Origin of the sequence: Streptomyces avermitilis MA-4680 = NBRC 14893, assembly GCF_000009765.2 — a bacterium.
Classification (GTDB): Bacteria; Actinomycetota; Actinomycetes; order Streptomycetales; family Streptomycetaceae; genus Streptomyces; species Streptomyces avermitilis.
Genome location: NC_003155.5, coordinates 2,330,900 through 2,349,014, shown reverse-complemented (window position 1 = coordinate 2,349,014; position 18,115 = coordinate 2,330,900). Strand labels below are relative to the sequence as shown.

16 protein-coding genes are annotated in these 18,115 nt (G+C 69.7%); 2 read left to right on the top strand and 14 right to left on the bottom strand.

The genetic code is table 11. The features are described 5' to 3' along the window. Positions 1-56: 56 nt before the first annotated feature. On the bottom strand, positions 57-1,190 hold the full coding sequence (locus SAVERM_RS10110) for an ADP-ribosylglycohydrolase family protein (RefSeq protein ID WP_010983358.1): 1,134 nt from the start codon (positions 1,188-1,190) through the stop codon (positions 57-59). A 146-nt stretch (positions 1,191-1,336) separates the two neighbouring features. On the opposite strand from SAVERM_RS10110, the gene SAVERM_RS10105 reads away from it, so the two are divergent. After that, on the top strand, positions 1,337-2,488 hold the full coding sequence (locus tag SAVERM_RS10105) for a glycerate kinase (protein WP_010983357.1): 1,152 nt from the start codon (positions 1,337-1,339) through the stop codon (positions 2,486-2,488). A gap of 98 nt (positions 2,489-2,586) precedes the next feature. Here the strand turns inward: SAVERM_RS10105 and pssA are convergent, their stop codons facing one another. The 9 genes from pssA to SAVERM_RS10060 all read right to left on the bottom strand — a co-directional run bounded on the left by pssA (position 2,587) and on the right by SAVERM_RS10060 (position 13,514). After that, on the bottom strand, positions 2,587-3,405 hold the full coding sequence (pssA, locus tag SAVERM_RS10100; RefSeq protein WP_037647344.1) for a CDP-diacylglycerol--serine O-phosphatidyltransferase: 819 nt from the start codon (positions 3,403-3,405) through the stop codon (positions 2,587-2,589). Positions 3,406-3,427: 22 nt separating this feature from the next. Continuing rightward, positions 3,428-4,075 carry a phosphatidylserine decarboxylase gene (locus tag SAVERM_RS10095; RefSeq protein ID WP_010983355.1) on the bottom strand — a complete coding sequence of 216 codons (648 nt, stop codon included), beginning with the start codon at positions 4,073-4,075 and terminating at the stop codon, positions 3,428-3,430. Between the two features lie 170 nt (positions 4,076-4,245). Then, entirely contained in the window at positions 4,246-5,451 is a 1,206-nt protein-coding gene (locus tag SAVERM_RS10090) for an acyl-CoA dehydrogenase family protein (RefSeq protein ID WP_010983354.1), read from the bottom strand. Positions 5,452-5,453: 2 nt separating this feature from the next. Continuing rightward, positions 5,454-5,981 carry a MaoC family dehydratase gene (locus tag SAVERM_RS10085; RefSeq protein ID WP_010983353.1) on the bottom strand — a complete coding sequence of 176 codons (528 nt, stop codon included), beginning with the start codon at positions 5,979-5,981 and terminating at the stop codon, positions 5,454-5,456. A gap of 5 nt (positions 5,982-5,986) precedes the next feature. Then, positions 5,987-6,952 carry an HpcH/HpaI aldolase/citrate lyase family protein gene (locus SAVERM_RS10080; RefSeq protein ID WP_010983352.1) on the bottom strand — a complete coding sequence of 322 codons (966 nt, stop codon included), beginning with the start codon at positions 6,950-6,952 and terminating at the stop codon, positions 5,987-5,989. Next, on the bottom strand, positions 6,949-8,997 hold the full coding sequence (locus SAVERM_RS10075; RefSeq protein WP_010983351.1) for a protein meaA: 2,049 nt from the start codon (positions 8,995-8,997) through the stop codon (positions 6,949-6,951). The genes SAVERM_RS10080 and SAVERM_RS10075 overlap by 4 nt, the downstream gene beginning before the upstream one ends. Before the next feature lie 10 nt (positions 8,998-9,007). Then, the gene (ccrA, locus tag SAVERM_RS10070) at positions 9,008-10,345 is read right to left on the bottom strand and encodes a crotonyl-CoA carboxylase/reductase (protein ID WP_010983350.1); all 1,338 of its coding nucleotides are present in this window, start codon (positions 10,343-10,345) and stop codon (positions 9,008-9,010) included. 411 nt (positions 10,346-10,756) lie between these two features. Further along, positions 10,757-11,572, bottom strand: a complete 816-nt coding sequence (locus SAVERM_RS10065) for a TetR family transcriptional regulator (protein ID WP_010983349.1) — start codon at positions 11,570-11,572, stop codon at positions 10,757-10,759. Between the two features lie 136 nt (positions 11,573-11,708). Then, the gene (locus SAVERM_RS10060) at positions 11,709-13,514 is read right to left on the bottom strand and encodes a 3-hydroxyacyl-CoA dehydrogenase family protein (RefSeq protein WP_010983348.1); all 1,806 of its coding nucleotides are present in this window, start codon (positions 13,512-13,514) and stop codon (positions 11,709-11,711) included. A gap of 379 nt (positions 13,515-13,893) precedes the next feature. Between SAVERM_RS10060 and SAVERM_RS10055 the strand changes: the two genes are divergently transcribed. After that, positions 13,894-14,484: an adenylosuccinate lyase gene (locus tag SAVERM_RS10055; RefSeq protein ID WP_037647346.1), complete on the top strand. Its 591-nt coding sequence runs from the start codon at positions 13,894-13,896 to the stop codon at positions 14,482-14,484. On the opposite strand, the gene SAVERM_RS10050 is transcribed toward SAVERM_RS10055, so the two are convergent. The 4 genes from SAVERM_RS10050 to SAVERM_RS10040 all read right to left on the bottom strand — a co-directional run bounded on the left by SAVERM_RS10050 (position 14,396) and on the right by SAVERM_RS10040 (position 17,973). Then, positions 14,396-15,031: a GNAT family N-acetyltransferase gene (locus tag SAVERM_RS10050; RefSeq protein ID WP_010983346.1), complete on the bottom strand. Its 636-nt coding sequence runs from the start codon at positions 15,029-15,031 to the stop codon at positions 14,396-14,398. The two genes, SAVERM_RS10055 and SAVERM_RS10050, sit on opposite strands and share 89 nt — an antisense overlap. Beyond that, a complete protein-coding gene (locus SAVERM_RS45300; protein WP_255253725.1) occupies positions 15,028-15,153 on the bottom strand; it encodes a hypothetical protein in 126 nt (41 codons plus the stop codon). Before SAVERM_RS45300 ends, SAVERM_RS10050 begins: the two co-directional genes overlap by 4 nt. 65 nt (positions 15,154-15,218) lie before the next feature. Then, complete coding sequence (locus SAVERM_RS10045) at positions 15,219-16,796, bottom strand: alpha/beta hydrolase (RefSeq protein WP_010983345.1); 1,578 nt, start codon at positions 16,794-16,796, stop codon at positions 15,219-15,221. A 136-nt stretch (positions 16,797-16,932) separates the two neighbouring features. After that, positions 16,933-17,973, bottom strand: coding sequence for an Rv2578c family radical SAM protein (locus SAVERM_RS10040; protein WP_010983344.1), 1,041 nt, complete (start codon positions 17,971-17,973; stop codon positions 16,933-16,935). Between the last annotated feature and the right edge of the window lie 142 nt (positions 17,974-18,115).

The window sequence follows — 18,115 nt, the reverse complement described above, 5'->3', positions numbered from 1 at the left end:
ACTTCGTCGACCGTTCCTCCGGCCCGGTCTCCCCCGCCTCGCCGTGCTGTGCCTCGCTACGGAGTGTCCAGACCGGTCCCGGCGGCCCCCGTCTCCGGGCCGGCCCCCGTCTCCGGTTCCGTCTCCGCCAGTGCGAGCGTGCGTGCGGCCAGTTCGCTGATCCGTACCCCGTCGAAGCCGAACACCGCACTGCGGACCGTGTCCTCCAGCGGGTCCTTCCACTGGGGCGGGATCGCGGCCGCCCCGCTGAGGACGCCCGCCACCGAGCCCGCCGTCGCGCCGTTCGAGTCGGTGTCCAGGCCGCCGCGCACCGTCAGTGTGATCGTGCGGGTGAAGTCGCCGTCGCCGTACAGGAGCCCCGCCGTGAGGACCGCGGCGTTCGGGACCGTATGGATCCAGCCGAGCCCCGCCGTCTCCTCGGCCACCGTGCTGAGCGTGTCCTCCCAGCTCAGCCGGGTCTCGTGCAGCGAGGCGACGCGGCGCACGATGCGGGCGAGGCGGCTGCTCGCGGGGATGACCGTCAGGGCCGTGTCCAGGGCGTCCCGCACCCCGGGTGCCGTGAACGCCGCCGAGATCAGTGCCGCCGCCCACATCGCGCCGTACACCCCGTTGCCGGTGTGGGAGAGCACGGCGTCCCGGCGGGCCAGCGAGGCCGCGCGCCAAGGAGCGCCGGGGCACGTCCAGCCGTAGATGTCGGCGCGGATCAAGGCGCCGATCCACTCCTGGTACGGGTTCTCGTACGTCGCGGTGAGCGGTGGTCTGATGCCGCCCGCGAGGTTGCGGTAGGCCGCCCGTTCCGCCGTGAACGTCTGGAGGTACGGCAGCCGCAGCAGCCATAGGTCGCCCACCTGCTCCGTGCTGAAGCCGAAGCCGTGCGTCTCGAGGAGGTGGAGGCCGAGGATCGCGTAGTCCACGTCGTCGTCCCGGCAGCTGCCGTGGATACGGCCGCGTACGCACTGGCGCCACTCGGGGCGCAGCGCGAACTCGTCGCCGGCGCCCGGGCCGACGGGCTCGGGGAGATAGTCGGTGAGCGGCAGGGCCCCGGCCTGCCGCAGATAGCGGTCGATGCGCTCCCGCGTCCAGTGGTCGCCCTGCTCGACCGGTTTGCCGAGCATGTTGCCCGCGATCCGGCCCAGCCAGCCGCCGAGGACGCGGTCGGCGAGATCCGGTTCGGTGCCCACAGGGGTCATAGCTTCGGTGTACCCGATTCCGGGGGCGGATGCGCTGTGTTCCGGGGGCCCGGCGGGGCATGACGGCGAGTGCGTCCTGCGGTTAAGGTCGCTGCGGCGCGACTGCCTTGACGTGAGCAAGGCCCGGAGAGCAAGGGGAATGCAAGGTGGCGGACGCTGGAGTCAACGGGACCCGCAGGGTGCTCATCGCCGCGGACAAGTTCAAGGGGTCGCTGACCGCCGTACAGGTCGCGGAGCGTGTGACGGCCGGCCTGCGCCGGGTCGCGCCCGCCGTGGAGGTCGAGGCGCTGCCTGTGGCCGACGGCGGCGACGGGACCGTGGACGCGGCGGTCGCGGCCGGATTCGAGCGGCGTGCGGTGCGGGTCGCCGGGCCGCTCGGCGAAGAGGTCACGGCGGCGTTCGCGCTGCGCGGCGGCACCGCGGTCGTGGAGATGGCGGAGGCGAGCGGGCTGCAACGGCTGCCCAAAGGTGTCTTCGCGCCGCTCACGGCGTCGACGTACGGGTCCGGGGAACTGCTGCGGGCCGCGCTGGACGCCGGGGCGCGGACCATCGTGTTCGGGGTCGGCGGCAGCGCGACGACCGACGGCGGGGCGGGCATGCTGGCCGCGCTCGGTGCGCGCTTCGTGGACGCGGAGGGCGAGCCGGTGGCTCCCGGGGGCGGCGGACTGAGCGAGCTCGCCCTGGCCGATCTCTCGGGCCTCGACCCCCGCCTCGCGGAGATCGAGCTGGTCCTCGCGAGCGACGTCGACAATCCGCTGACCGGGCCGAAGGGCGCACCCGCGGTGTACGGGCCGCAGAAGGGCGCCGCACCGGACGACGTGGCCACGCTGGACGCGGCGCTGGCGCACTTCGCGGCGGTGCTGGAGAAGGCGATCGGGCCGAAGGCCGCGGAGTACGCCGCCGCGCCCGGTGCGGGTGCCGCGGGCGGCATCGGGTACGGGGCGCTGGTGCTCGGCGCCGGGTTCCGGCCCGGCATCGAGGTGATGCTGGACGTGCTCGGCTTCGCGCCGGCGCTGGACCGCGCCACGCTCGTGATCACCGGCGAGGGGTCGCTGGACGAGCAGACGCTGCACGGGAAGGCGCCGGCGGGTGTGGCCGCGGCAGCTCGGGCGGCGGGCAAGGAGGTCGTCGCGGTGTGCGGGCGGCTCGCCCTGCCGCCGCAGGAGCTGGGGCGGGCCGGCATCCGGCGGGCGTACCCGCTGACGGAGTCCGAGCCGGACATCGCGAAGTGCATCGAGGACGCGGGGCCGATCCTGGAGCGGGTCGCGGAGAACATCGCCCGGGACTTCCTGGTCTGAGCCCGGCAGACGCCGGAGCGGCCGGGAACGCGGCACACGCCGAAGGGCCCCGAGCCAACTGGCTCGGGGCCCTTCGGGTACTCGTTACGACCAATCCGCTACGGCAACTGCGCGGCACGCGCCTCACGGCGGTTGTCGCGGAAGTTGTTCACCCGCCGCGCCGTCGCGAAGAGGGGGATCACCGCGCCCATGACCAGCTGGAGCGCGCAGCCCGTCTGGAGGAGCAGCTGGCCGCTGGGGGCGTCGAAGGCCCACGCCGCCAGCAGGCCCATCGACAGCACGATCCAGGAGAGCATCGCCACCGCGAGACGACCCCGCGGCTTCGGGTACTCGACTCGGCTCACCATCAGCCAGGCGGTGCCGATGATCGCCATGAGCGTGGCGACGAACGGCAGCTCGAGGAGCACGATGGAGACGACCGTCAGCGCGCCGAACGGCGAGGGCATGCCCTGGAACGTGCCGTCCTTGACCGTCACGCAGGAGAAGCGCGCGAGGCGTAGGACGACCGCGAGGAGGACCACGATGGCCCCCACCGCCGCCACTCTCTGGTGCGCGTCGTCCGCGACCATGCCGTAGACCAGCACGAAGTACGCCGGTGCCAGGCCGAAGCTGATCAGGTCGGAGAGGTTGTCCAGCTCCGCGCCCATGGGTGAGGAGCGCAGCTTGCGGGCGACGAGGCCGTCGAAGAGGTCGAAGACCGCCGCGCACAGCATCAGGATGACCGCCGTGGCCGCGCTGTGCCGGGCCATGCCCGACTCCTGGCTGCCCGTGAGGTGCGGGATCAGGATGCCGGTGGTGGTGAAGTACACCGCCATGAAGCCGCACGTGGCGTTGCCGAGAGTCAGCGTGTCCGCTATTGAGAGGCGGAGGGAGAGGGGCATCTCCTCCTCGTCGTCCACCTCGTCGGCCTCCGGCACCCAGCCGGTCTGTGTCTCAGGATCAATCACGGTCAATTCGAGTCACCCCAGCCACGGTCTTCTGACCGACCTCCACGTCGACGTCGACACCCTCGGGGAGGTAGATGTCGACGCGCGAGCCGAAGCGGATCAGGCCAATCCGGTCGCCCTGCTCGACCTTGGTGCCCTGCGGCACGTACGGGACGATGCGGCGAGCGACCGCGCCGGCGATCTGGATCATCTCGATGTCACCGAGCTCGGTGTCGAAGTGCCAGACGACGCGTTCGTTGTTCTCGCTCTCCTTGTTGAACGCCGGAACGAACCCACCCGGGATGTGCTCGACAGACGTCACCGTGCCGGACAGCGGCGCGCGGTTGACGTGGACGTTGAGCGGGCTCATGAAGATCGCGACGCGTGTACGCCCGTCCTTCCAGGGCATGATGCTCTGGACGACGCCGTCGGCGGGCGAGATGACCCGGCCCTGAGTGATCTCGCGCTCGGGGTCGCGGAAGAACCACAGCATGCCCGCCGCCAGTGCGGTGGCGGGTACGGCCACGGCCTTGGCGGCGCCGGAGCGGCGCGCCCGGACCAGGCTGAGTGCTGCGGTGGCAACGGTCGGGAGAAGCCACGGCGATGCTCCGCGCGCGAGGCGGACCCGGCCGCGAGGTGCAGAGGTTTGGCTGTGGGGCATGGATGACCTTCGTAGCGGATGATGCCGCGCTGTAACGGGGGACGGCGGCTTTCCCGGGATCGTACCGGTCGCGGGCCGCAACTGGGCAAGCCAAGAAGCCGAGTCGGCGGCCGAAGAGTGTTGACGGGGTGTGATCTTCTTCTCGATGAAAACACCCCGAACCCGGACATCTAGCCCTGGAGTCGATACTCTTCGAGCAGCCTGCGTCCGATGATCATTTTCTGGATTTCGGCGGTCCCTTCACCGATCAGCAGCATCGGGGCCTCCCGGTAGAGGCGCTCGATCTCGTACTCCTTGGAGAAGCCGTAACCGCCGTGAATCCGGAAAGCGTCCTCCACGACTTCCTTGCAGTATTCGGACGCGAGGTACTTCGCCATCCCTGCTTCGAGGTCGTTTCGTTCCCCGGAATCCTTTTTGCGGGCCGCGTTCACCATCATTGCATGGGCGGCCTCGACCTTGGTAGCCATCTCCGCGAGCTTGAACTGGATGGCCTGGTGCTGGGCGATCGGCTTGCCGAAAGTGTGACGCTGCTGGGCATATGAGACGCCGAGTTCGAAAGCACGCTGCGCCACACCGCAGCCACGGGCCGCTACATTCACGCGGCCGACTTCCACTCCGTCCATCATTTGGTAAAACCCTCGGCCGGTCGTGCCTCCGAGTACCCGATTGGCCGGAACGCGTAGTCCGTCCATAATCAGCTCGGTGGTGTCGACCCCCTTGTAACCCATCTTGTCGATCTTCCCGGGAATGGTGAGGCCGGGGCGGACCTCTCCGAAGCCGGGCTCCTTCTCGACCAGGAAGGTCGTCATCGACTTGTGGGGCGCCGTGCCCTCGGGGTGTCCTTCGTCACTTCGGACGAGGACCGCCACGAGATTCGACGAGCCGCCGTTCGTCAGCCACATCTTCTGGCCGTTCAGGACGTACTCGTCGCCGTCCTTGACCGCCTTGGACGAGATCGCGGACACATCCGAACCAAGAGCCGGCTCCGACATGGAGAACGCGCCCCGCACCTCGCCGAGCGCCATCCGGGGCAGGAAGTGGTCCTTCTGCTCCTGAGTGCCGTGCTGCTTGAGCATGTACGCCACGATGAAGTGCGTGTTGATGATGCCGGACACCGACATCCAGCCACGGGCGATCTCCTCGACGCAGAGCGCGTAGGTGAGGAGGGACTCGCCCAGGCCCCCGTACTCCTCCGGGATCATCAGGCCGAACAGGCCCAGTTCCTTGAGGCCGTCGACGATCTGCTGGGGGTACTCGTCGCGGTGCTCCAGCTCGGTGGCGACCGGGATGATCTCCTTGTCCACGAAGTCGCGGACGGTGGAGAGGATCTCCTGCTGGATGTCGGTCAGACCGGCGGTCTGGGCGAGTCGCGCCATGGCTACTTCTCCGTCTTCTTCTCCGCAGGTGCGGTGAGCTCCGGGCGGCCGGGCTGCTCGCCGCCGCGCTCCTTGATGTACGTCTCGGTGGGGACCATCACCTTGCGGCGGAACACGCAGACCAGCGTGCCGTCCTGCTTGTAGCCCTTGGTCTCGACGTAGACGATCCCGCGGTCCGACTTGGACCTGGAGGGTGTCTTGTCGAGGACCGTGGTCTCGCCGTAGATCGTGTCGCCGTGGAAGGTCGGCGCCACGTGCTTCAGCGACTCGACCTCCAGGTTGGCGATCGCCTTGCCCGAGACGTCGGGGACCGACATGCCGAGCAGCAGCGAGTAGATGTAGTTCCCGACGACGACGTTCTTCCCGAAGTCCGTCGTCTTCTCCGCATAGTTGGTGTCCATGTGGAGCGGGTGGTGGTTCATGGTCAGCAGACAGAAGAGGTGGTCGTCGTACTCCGTGACCGTCTTTCCGGGCCAGTGCTTGTAGACCGCGCCGACCTCGAACTCCTCGTACGTGCGTCCGAACTGCATGGTGCTCAGGCCTCCGGGGCTTCGAACTTGGACGTGCGCTGCATGCCGGCGGCCCGGCCCTTGCCCGAGATGACCAGCGCCATCTTGCGGCTGGCCTCGTCGATCATCTCGTCGCCGAGCATCGCCGAGCCCTTCTTGCCGCCCGCCTCGGACGTGTAGAAGTCGTACGCGTCCAGGATCAGCTCGGCGTGGTCGTAGTCCTCCTGGGAGGGGGAGAAGATCTCGTTGGACGCCTCGACCTGGCCCGGGTGCAGCACCCACTTGCCGTCGAAACCGAGGGCCGCGGCGCGCTGGGCGACCGCGCGGTAGCCGTCGATGTTGCGGATCTGGAGGTAGGGGCCGTCGATCGCCTGGAGGTTGTTGGCGCGGGCGGCCATCAGGATCTTCATCAGGATGTAGTGGTAGGCGTCCGCCGGGTAGCCGGGCGGCTGCTCGCCCACGACCAGCGACTTCATGTTGATCGACGCCATGAAGTCGGCCGGGCCGAAGATGATCGTCTCGACGCGCGGCGAGGCCTGCGCGATCTCGTTGACGTTGTTCAGGCCCTGCGCGTTCTCGATCTGCGCCTCGATGCCGATCTTGCCGACCTCGAAGCCCATCGTCTTCTCGATCTGGGTGAGCAGGAGGTCGAGCGCGACGACCTGCTGGGCGTCCTGGACCTTCGGCAGCATGATGCAGTCGAGGTTCTGGCCCGCGCCCTCGACGACCGTGACGACATCCCGGTACGTCCACTGCGTCGTCCAGTCGTTGACGCGCACGACCCGCGTCTTGCCCGTCCAGTCACCCTCGTTGAGGAACTTCACGATGGTGTGCCGCGCCTCGGGCTTGGCGAGCGGGGCGCAGGCGTCCTCCAGGTCGAGGAAGACCTGGTCGGCGGGGAGGCCCTGGGCCTTCTCCAGGAAGCGGGGGTTGCTTCCCGGCACCGCGAGGCAGGAGCGTCGCGGGCGCAGGCGGTTGACGGGCGTGGTCATGCGGGGACCTCCAGGGGGTCGAGCTTGTTCGCTTTCCGGATCTCGTCGACGATACGGCCGATGATTCCGGTGATGTCGAAGTCCTTCGGGGTGAAGACCGCGGCCACTCCCGCGGCCCGCAGCTGTTCGGCGTCCGCGTTCGGGATGATCCCGCCCGCGATCACCGGAATGTCGGTCGCGCCGGCCTCGCGGAGCCGGTCGAGAACGTCGGGCACGAGCTGCGCGTGCGAACCGGACAGGATGGACAGGCCGACGCCGTGCACGTCCTCGGCCAGGGCCGCGTCCACGATCTGCTCGGGCGTCAGCCGGATGCCCTGGTAGACCACCTCGAACCCGGCGTCACGGGCCCGCACGGCGATCTGCTCGGCGCCGTTGGAGTGCCCGTCCAGGCCCGGCTTGCCCACCAGGAAGCGGAGCTTGCCGACGCCCATGTCCTTCGCGGTCAGCTCCACCTTCTGACGGACCAGCGCGAGCGCGGTGCCCGCCTCGGCGGTGACGGCGACCGGCGCGGAGGACACACCGGTCGGCGCGCGGAACTCGCCGAACACCTCGCGCAGCGCCCCGGCCCACTCGCCGGTCGTGGCCCCGGCGCGGGCGCACTCCAGGGTGGCCTCCATGAGGTTGCCGGTGCCCTTGGCGGCTTCCTTCAGCTTCTCCAGCGCCTTGCACGGGCGCGGGTGGTTGAAGGGCGGCTGGTAGCGGGTGTCGCGCCAGGTCCCCAGCGCCGCGATCACCCGGGCCTCGACCGCCGGGTCGACCGTCTGGATCGCCGCGTCCAGGTCGGCCGTCAGCGGGTTCGGCTCGGTCGACTCGAAGATGTTGACGCCGACGATCTTCTCCCGGCCCGACTCGATCCGGGCCCGGCGCTCCGCGTGCGAGGCGACGAGCTGGGACTTGAGGTAGCCGGACTCGACGGCGGCCATCGCGCCGCCCATCTCCTGGATCCGGTCGATCTCGGCCAGCGACTCCTCGACCAGCTCCTGGACCTTCGCCTCGATGACGTGCGAGCCCTCGAATATGTCCGCGTACTCCAGCAGGTCGCTCTCGTAGGCGAGCACCTGCTGCATACGCAGCGACCACTGCTGGTCCCAGGGCCTCGGCAGGCCCAGCGCCTCGTTCCAGGCGGGCAGCTGTACGGCACGCGCGCGTGCGTCCTTCGAGAGCGTCACGGCCAGCATCTCGAGGACGATCCGCTGGATGTTGTTCTCCGGCTGCGCCTCCGTCAGACCGAGGGAGTTGACCTGCACGCCGTACCGGAAGCGCCGCTGCTTGGGGTCCTCGATGCCGTACCGCTTACGCGTGATCTCATCCCAGATCCGCCCGAACGCGCGCATCTTGCACATCTCCTCGACGAAGCGGACGCCCGCGTTCACGAAGAAGGAGATACGGGCGACGACATCGCCCTTGCGGTCCTCGGGGATCTGCCCCGACGCGAAGACCGCGTCGAGCACGGCGATCGCGGTGGACATCGCGTACGAGATCTCCTGGACCGGTGTGGCCCCCGCCTCCTGTAGGTGGTAGCTACAGATGTTGATGGGGTTCCACTTGGGGATGTGGTTGACCGTGTAGCAGATCATGTCCGTCGTCAGACGGAGCGAAGGACCCGGCGGGAACACATGCGTGCCCCGCGACAGGTACTCCTTCACGATGTCGTTCTGGGTCGTCCCCTGGAGCTTGGTGATGTCCGCACCCTGCTCTTCGGCGACGACCTGATAGAGCGCCAGCAGCCACATGGCGGTGGCGTTGATGGTCATCGAGGTGTTCATCTGCTCCAGGGGGATGTCCTGGAACAGCCGGCGCATGTCACCGAGGTGCGAGACGGGGACTCCGACCCGGCCGACCTCGCCGCGGGCGAGGATGTGGTCGGGGTCGTAGCCGGTCTGTGTCGGCAGGTCGAACGCGACCGACAGGCCGGTCTGGCCCTTGGCGAGGTTGCGCCGGTACAGCTCGTTGGACGCCTCGGCGGTGGAGTGGCCGGCGTACGTGCGCATGAGCCACGGCCGGTCCTTCTCCCGCCGCCCGTCGCTGGTCTGACGCTCAGTCATCTACGTGACCTCAGATGTTCCGGAAGCGGTTGATGGCGTCGATGTGCTGCGCGCGCTTCTCCTCGTCGCGCACGCCCAGGCCCTCGCGGGGCGCGAGGGCGAGCACGCCGACCTTGCCCTGGTGGAGGTTGCGGTGCACGTCGTAGGCGGCCTGCCCGGTGTCCTCCAGGGAGTAGACCTTGGAGAGCGTGGGGTGGATCTTGCCCTTGGCGACGAGGCGGTTGGCCTCCCAGGCCTCGCGGTAGTTCGCGAAGTGCGAGCCGATGATCCGCTTCAGCGACATCCACAGGTAGCGGTTGTCGTACTCGTGCATGTAGCCCGAGGTCGAGGCGCAGGTGGTGATGGTGCCGCCCTTGCGGGTGACGTAGACCGAGGCGCCGAAGGTCTCGCGGCCGGGGTGCTCGAAGACGATGTCGATGTCCTCGCCGCCGGTGAACTCGCGGATGCGCTTGCCGAAGCGCTTCCACTCCTTCGGGTCCTGGGTGGTCTCGTCCTTCCAGAACTTGTAGCCCTCGGCGTTGCGGTCGATGATCGCCTCGGCGCCCATCGAGCGGCAGATGTCCGCCTTCTGCTCGCTGGAGACGACGCAGATCGGGTTGGCGCCGCCGGCGAGCGCGAACTGCGTGGCGTACGAGCCCAGTCCACCGCTCGCGCCCCAGATGAGGACGTTGTCGCCCTGCTTCATGCCGGCGCCGTTGCGGGAGACGAGCTGCCGGTACGCGGTCGAGTTCACCAGGCCCGGAGCGGCGGCCTCCTCCCAGCTGAGGTGGTCCGGCTTCGGCATCAGCTGGTTGGACTTGACGAGCGCGATCTCGGCGAGCCCGCCGAAGTTGGTCTCGAAGCCCCAGATGCGCTGCTCGGGGTCGAGCATCGTGTCGTTGTGGCCGTCGGACGACTCCAGCTCGACCGAGAGACAGTGCGCGACGACCTCGTCGCCGGGCTTCCAGGAGTTGACTCCCGGGCCGGTGCGCAGGACGACGCCCGCGAGGTCAGAACCGATGATGTGGTACGGCAGGTCGTGGCGCTTGCTGAGATCGCTGAGCCGCCCGTAGCGCTCCAGGAAGTTGAAGGTCGACACCGGCTCGAAGATCGACGTCCAGACCGAGTTGTAGTTCACGGAGGACGCCATGACGGCCACCAGGGCCTCGCCGGGGCCGAGCTCCGGCACCGGCACGTCGTCCAGGTGGATCGACTTGCGGGGGTCCTTGTCGCGGGTGCTGAGCCCGGCGAACATCTCCGTCTCGTCCTTGTGCACGGTGATCGCGCGGTACGAGTCGGGGAGCGGCAGTGCGGCGAAGTCGGCAGACGTGGCCGTCTGGGACTGAATCGCGTCCAGGATTTCCTTCACGGTGTTGCCTCCGGCGAAGTGGCGTCTTGAGGGGAGACGCTGAGGGTTACGTCGGTGCTGCTGCTGGTGTGAGGGGTGCCGTCGGTTCGGCGGAGGTGGTGCTGTGGCAGCGCTTTGTGGCGCAGGAGGGTGCCTGTGACGCAGGCGTCCGGGCGCGCTCGCCATTGGCTTGCGGGGACAGCCGGCGTACGAAAGGTCTCTGCACGCCGGCCGCCCGGACATATTCAACGTATGGCACGCCGTGTCACCTGGCAAGGCACGGAGTGCCAGAAATTGCGCTCAGATGAAATCTTTACGTAACACGTGAGCGATGATCGATCAGAGCAGGGCGCAAAAACGCCGGACGCACTCAAATCGAGCCCGTCCGGCGGTGGGGACACGCGGCGCAGCCGCGGTGTGGTGACGAAGCGCCTACGACCGTTCCTTGAGCGCCTGCTCGATGGTGCGCATCACCTGATCCAGCGGGGCGTCGACGCGGGCCACGGTCACCAGCACGTCCCCGTCGGTGAACGAGGACGCCGGCGCCGACCGGGGCGGCGCGGTCTCCCGTCCGGCGCCGATCCCGGTGCCGAACGTCTTGCGGACGATGGCGAAGGCGTGGTCGAGCTGGGCCTCGACATCGCCCTGACCGCCCGCCCGCAGCCACCGCCGCAGTACATGGTTGTGCGCGGTGACGACCGCCGACGCGGCGACCTCCGCCAGCAGCGGATCGTCGTTCGCGTCGTCGTCGTGCGCGTGCTCGTCGAAGTGGCCGAGCAGATAGCGTGTGAAGAGCCGCTCGTAGCGGGCGACCGACGCGATCTCCGCCTCGCGCAGCGTCGGGACCTCGCGGGTGAGCTTGTAGCGCGACACGGAGATCTCGGGCCGGGCCGCGTACATCTTCATGACTTCCTTGATGCCACGGCACACCGTGTCGAGCGGATGCTCGTGCGCGGGCGCGGCGTTGAGCACCGCCTCCGCCCGGACCAGGGTGTCGTCGTGGTCGGGGAAGATCGCCTCTTCCTTGGAGCGGAAGTGGCGGAAGAACGTGCGCCGCGCGACCCCCGCGGCCGCCGCGATCTCGTCGACGGTGGTCGCCTCGTACCCCTTGGTCGCGAACAGTTCCATCGCCGCGGCCGCCAGTTCGCGGCGCATCTTGAGCCGCTGGGCGGCAGCACGACTGCCCGCGGCACTTTCCGGCGCGTCGGGCGTGGCTGCGGTACGTGAGGACCTGGCGGGCTGGGACATGACCCGAACGTACTGCATCTGCGCAGGGGAGCGTGCACGTCCGGGATTCCCCCCGCCCGGCGTGGGCGGGGGGTGGCCGGCCGGATCGAGGAGTCCGCCCCAGTCGGGGCTGTCCGCGAACCAGTCGTCGGGACGGTCAGCGCTTGGCATATTCGCGGAAACCACGGCCGGTCTTGCGGCCGAGGCAGCCCGCGGCCACCAGGTGCTCCAGGAGCGGCGCCGGGGCCAGGCCCGGGTCGCGGAACTCGCGGTGCAGGACCTTCTCGATGGCCAGGGAGACGTCGAGGCCGACGACGTCCAGGAGTTCGAAGGGTCCCATCGGGTACCCGCCGCCCAGCTTCATCGCGGCGTCGATGTCGTCGAGCGTCGCGTAGTGCTCCTGCACCATCTTGATCGCGTTGTTCAGGTACGGGAACAGCAGCGCGTTCACGATGAATCCGGCCCGGTCGCCGCAGTCCACGGGGTGCTTGCGGATCTTGGCGCAGACCTCGCGGACCGTGGCGTGCACATCGTCACCGGTCAGGACCGTGCGGACCACCTCGACCAGCTTCATCGCCGGAGCCGGGTTGAAGAAGTGCATGCCGATCACGTCCTGCGGGCGCGAGGTGGCACGGGCGCAGGCGACGACGGGCAGCGAGGAGGTGGTGGTGGCGAGGATCGCGCCGGGCTTGCAGACCTTGTCGAACGTGGCGAACAGCTGCTGCTTGATCTCCAGGTCCTCGGCGACGGCCTCCAGGGCGAGATCGACGTCCGCGAAGGCGTCGTACGAGCCCGCCGGGGTGATCCGGTCCAGGGTCTCGGCCGCGGCCTCGGCCGTGAGCCGGCCCTTGTCGACGGAACGCGACAGGGACTTGCCGATCCGGGCCTTGGCCGTCTGCGCCTTCTCCTCGCTGCGGGCGGCGAGGACGACCTCGTACCCGGCCTTCGCGAAGACCTCGGCGATGCCGGACGCCATGGTGCCGGAGCCGGCGACGCCGACCGAGCGGACCGTACGGCCCTGCTCCCCGGGTCCTCCGGAGAGCGGCGTCAGCGCGTCCCGCACGACGGTGGCGCTGCCGGGCTCGTCGTACGAGTAGAAGCCGCGTCCCGACTTGCGGCCGGTCAGGCCCGCCTCGCTGAGCTGCTTGAGGATCGGCGCGGGGGCGTGCAGGCGGTCGCGGGACTCGGCGTACATGGCCTCCAGGACGGTGCGCGCGGTGTCGACGCCGATCAGGTCGAGCAGGGCGAGCGGGCCCATGGGCAGTCCGCAGCCCAGCTTCATCGCGGCGTCGATGTCCTCGCGGGAGGCGTACTTCGCCTCGTACATCGCGGCGGCCTGGTTGAGGTAGCCGAACAGCAGCCCGTCGGCGACGAAGCCGGGGCGGTCGCCGACCGCGACGGGCTCCTTGCCGAGGTCGAGCGCGAGGTTGGTGACCGCGGCGACGGCGGTGGGCGCGGTCAGCACGGACGAGACGACCTCGACCAGCTTCATCGCGGGCGCCGGGTTGAAGAAGTGCAGCCCGAGGACGCGCTCGGGGTGCGCCGAGTCGGCCGCGAGACGCGTGACCGAGAGGGCGTTGGTGCCGGTGGCGAGGATGGTGTCCGCACGCACGATGCCGTCGAGGGCGCGGAGGACCTGCTGCTTGATCTCGTACGACTCCGGGGTCACCTCGATGACCAGGTCGGCGTCGGCCGCGGCCTGAAGGTCGGTGAAGGTGCGGAAGCGGGCGAGGATGTCGCCGCGCTCCTGCTCGGTCAGCCGCTCACGCTGCACGGCGCGGGCGGTCGAGGCCTCCAGGGCGGTGACGGCGTGGCCGGCGGCGGCCTCGCTGATGTCGATGCCGACGACCTCGCGGCCGGCCCGGGCGAGGACCTCGGCGATGCCGGTGCCCATCGTGCCGAGGCCGATCACGGCAACGGTCTTCAGCGGGGACAGAGAGGGGTCAAACGGGGGAGTGGCCATCGCGGGACTCCAGGAATGAGGGTGACGGCTGAGGAGCGCACGCGGGTGCGCCGGCGGGCGCACACGGTGCGAAGGGATGCGAGGAGTGCGGGTGTTGCCGGGCTGACGAGCGCACACGCCCGGTGCCGTCCGGGGGCGTGCACACGCCCGGGGAACGGTGAGGACCGACCGGCTCTGTCCCGGAGCCGTGCCGTGATGAGGTACCTGAGGTACCGAACCGACCAGCACTCACGACGGCTGCGTCACCAGGCCGTCATAAGCAAATCCGCGAGTGGGTAACTCGCTCGATTGAGCTTAACCCGCGGGTAACGAGCGCGCCAGCCCCCGTGTTTGTGATGTACGTCCCCGGAGACCGAGTCGGTTGCCTAGGCTCGGCCTCATGGACGAAGAGTTGCGATCACTCACGGAGCGTCGTCTACGGAACGAGGCGGGGGCCTCGGTGGCCTACGAGCGTCTGCTGGCGACCGGCGATGTGGAGGAGCTGGCCGCCGCGCTCACCGAGCCGGGACAGCCGCTGTGGGCGCGGGAACTGGTCGCCTTCCGGCTCGGTGTGGCCGGGGACCGGCGGGCGTTCGAGGCGCTCGTCCTGCTGCTCAACCACCGCGATCCGCAGCGCTGCGCGTCCGCCGCGTACGCCCTGGCCCGGCTCGACGATCCGCGCACCGCCCGGGCGGCCGCCGCCCTCGCCACCAATGAACTGCGCGTCGCCTACGCGCTCCATCCCGTGCGGCTGCTGGTGGAGTTGCGGGCCCCCGAGGCAGTGCCCGCGCTGATCACCACGCTCCGGCGGAGGCTGCGGCCGCACGACCCGTACCGCCGGGTCGCCCTCGCGTGTGTGGAGGGGCTCGGCGCGCTGGGGGACGTCCGGGCGCGGGAGGTGCTCACGGACGCCCTCGCGCATCCGGCGCTCGCACAGGCGGCGGCGGGCGCACTGAAGCGGCTGCCGGGGCCGCGGGCGCCTCGGGAGTAGCGGGACCGCGCCCGCCTCGGTGGGGAGCGCCGAGGGCGCGGACGTACCGCACCTCGGGCACCGTGACGCCGTGCACCTCGAAGGGCTCCTCGGCGCCGTCCGGGGCGAATCCGGAGCGCTCGTAGAAGCGCCGCGCCGGGGCGTTCTCCTTCAGCACCCACAGGAACATGTGCCGGTGTCCCGCGGACGCGCACCGCCGCGTCGACTCCCGCAGCAGAGCCTGCCCGACACCCTTGCCCACCTCATCGGGGCGTACATAGATCGCGTACAACTCGGCGTCCCGCGTGCGGACTTCACCGTCCCGGTACGGCCCGTGGCAGGCCCAGCCGACGACTTCACCGGCCCGCTCGGCGACCAGGTTCACCATCGTGCCGTCGCCCTTGACCAGATGGGTGCGGCGCCGCTCGGCGTCCGCGTCGAGGTCGAGCGCGTCGAGGTACGACTGGGGTATCAGCCCCGCGTAGGCGGTCTGCCAGCCGCGGATGCGGATCGTGGAGACGTGGTGACAGTCGTCGAGGGTCATCTCCCGGACCAGGACGCCGGTCACGTGCCCACCACCGCGGCATCCCGGCGGCGACCGGGACGTACGCGCGGGTGCTCGACGATCCGGCGGCCCCGCGCCGCCGCGGCTACCCCGTCGGGGGCGGGGACGCGGGTCAGTTCACTCATGCGTCCATGGTGGACCATGGGTCTGACAACGCCCCCGACGGGCCGCGGCCGTTTCGCGCGAGGCCTCAGCCGCGGAAGCCGAGCAGCCCGTGCAGCGCCGAGCCGCGGGCCGCGGAGGGCAACGCCTTGGTGCTCGACGGCGCCGGGTCGGGCACCTTCTTGCACACCGCGTCGATGTCGCCGCCGCCGTGCGGCACCTTTCCGTTGGTGAGATATGTCGCCAGGTGCTTGTCCAGACAGGCGTTCCCGCTCAGCGTGATGCCGTGGTTCCCGCCGCCCTGCTCGACCACCAGGCTGGAGCCGCGCAGGAGGTGATGGACGGTCACGCCGCCCTCGTACGGGGTGGCCGCGTCGTTCGTCGCCTGGAAGAGCAGCGCCGGCGGCAGCGCGTTGTTGGACAGGTCCACCGGACGTGCCGAACTCGTCGGCCAGAACGCGCACGGCGCGTTGTACCAGGCGTTGTTCCAGGCCATGAACGGCGCCTTCTCGTACACCGCCCAGTTGTCCTTGCGCCACTGGTTCCAGTCGCGCGGCCAGGACACGTCACGGCACTGCACCGAGGTGTAGACGCTGTAGCCGTTGTCTCCCGCGGCGTCGACCGCGCCGAAGTTCGCGTACGCCTTCACCAACGGGTCGGAGTTCTTGTCGTTCACATAGGCCGCGAACGCCTCGGCGAGGTGGGGCCAGTAGCCGTTGTAGTAGCCGCCGGGGATGAAGGTGTCCTCCAGCTCGGAGGCGCCCACCTTCTTCTGGGCCGGCTTCTTGGCGAGCGCCGCCCGCATCGCGTACCACTTGGCCCCGACCTTGGCCGGGTCGGTGCCGAGCTTGTACGTCTTGTTGTGCTTGGCGACCCACGCCAGGAACGCCAGATGGCGGTCGTTGAAGGCGTAGTCCTGCGCGATGTTGTCGTCGTACCAGACGCCCGTGGGATCGACGATCGAGTCGAGGACCAGCCGGCGTACCCGGTCCGGGTAGAGCTTCGCGTAGACGGCGCCGAGGTAGGTGCCGTACGAGTAGCCCAAGTAGTTGATCTTCTTGGCGTCGAGCGACTGGCGGATCGAGTCCAGGTCGCGTGCGGCGCTGATGGTGTCGAGGTACGGCAGCAGGCTCGCGTACTTGGTGCCGCACGCCTTGGCGAAGGACGTCGCACGGGAGACGTTGGCCTTCTCCAGGGCGGGAGTGCTGGGCACGGAGTCCGGGCGTACCGGCTTGAAGTGCCCCGGCTTGCAGTCCAGGGCCGGCTTGCTGCTGCCCACGCCCCGCGGGTCGAAGCCGATCACGTCGTACTGCGCCGCGACCGCCTTGGGCAGCGAGGACGCGACGAATCCGGCGAGCGCGAGACCGCTGCCGCCGGGGCCGCCGGGGTTGACCAGCAGCGGGCCCTGGTACGTCTTCGCGGTGTGCGGGACCCGGGACAGGGCGAGCGTGATCTTCCGCCCGCCCGGGTGCGCGTGGTCGAGCGGCACCTTCAGGGACGTGCACTGCAGTTTCGGAAAGTCGGCGGTGCCGCACTTCTTCCAGGTGAGCTTCGCGGCGGATGCGGTCCGCGCGGTGCGTGGAGCACTCGCGTCGGCAGGTGCGGTGGTGAGCATCCCGGCCACCATCACGGCGGCACCGCACAGCACGGCTGCGCGTTTTCTCAAGCGAGGCCTCCCAGGACGCAGGGTGTCGGACCGCGGGTGTCACGGCCCTCGCCGCATCGTCCCGGAAACGGCGCCCGGAAGAACGTGTTCTGTCGAGACTTGACCCAATTGGGTAGCGGGATGCGCTCGGATGCCCTCAGAGCAGCGTGAGCTGCGTCGGCTCGGGCGTCGGCGGCGTCTCGGGTTCGGGTTCGGGTATCCGGCGCGGCATCCCCGCGCGCGTGGGGCCGATGCCGTACTCCTGGGCCAGTTCGTGGACCTGACGGGTGATCCGGCGCTGGTACCACTTGGGGGCGTACGCGCCCTCCGCGTACAGGCGCTCGTAGCGGCGCACGAGGTACGGGTGATGGTGCTCGAGCCAGGCCATGAACCACTCCCGGGCGCCGGGCCGCAGATGCAGCACCAGGGGCGTGACGGAGGTGGCCCCGGCGGCGGCGATCGCCCGTACGGTGGCGCGGAGTTGGGCCGGTTGATCGCTCAGGAAGGGGATGACCGGGGCCATCAGGACGCCGCAGCCGATGCCGTGCTCGCTCAGGGTGCGCACGACGTCCAGGCGGCGCTCCGGGGCCGGGGTGCCCGGTTCGACGGTGCGCCACAGCTCGTGGTCGGTGAAGCCGACGGACACGGAGATGCCGACGTCGGTGACCTCGGCGGCCTGCTCGAGGAGGTCGAGGTCGCGCAGGATCAGCGTGCCCTTGGTGAGGATCGAGAAGGGGTTCGCGTGGTCGCGCAGGGCCGCGATGATGCCGGGCATGAGCTGGTAGCGGCCCTCGGCCCGCTGGTAGCAGTCGACATTGGTGCCCATCGCGACGTGCTCCCCGTGCCAGCGGCGTGAGGCGAGCTGGCGGCGCAGCAGGTCCGGCGCGTTGATCTTGACCACGATCTGCGAGTCGAAGCCGAGACCCGTGTCGAGGTCCAGATAGCTGTGCGTCTTGCGGGCGAAGCAGTACACGCACGCGTGTGTGCAGCCTCGATAGGGGTTCACCGTCCACTCGAACGGCATGCGCGAGGCCCCCGGCACCCGGTTCACGATCGAGCGGGCCCGGATCTCGTGGAAGGTGATGCCGCGGAACTCCGGGGTGTCGAAGGTACGGGTGGTCACCGCGTCCGCGCCGAACAGCGCGGCGTCTCGGGCGGGGTCCCCGGCGGGGCCCGCTGTGAGGTTCTCCCAGCGCATGACGCCTCCTCGGTAGCACTGACCACAGAATAGAACACATGTTCCCTTGATCGTGCGACCTCGCCTTTCGGTGGCTGAGGGGCACCCCGATTTGGGCGGCCGGGCCACGGGGTGGTTGGCTGACCGTCAACCCCGAGAATCC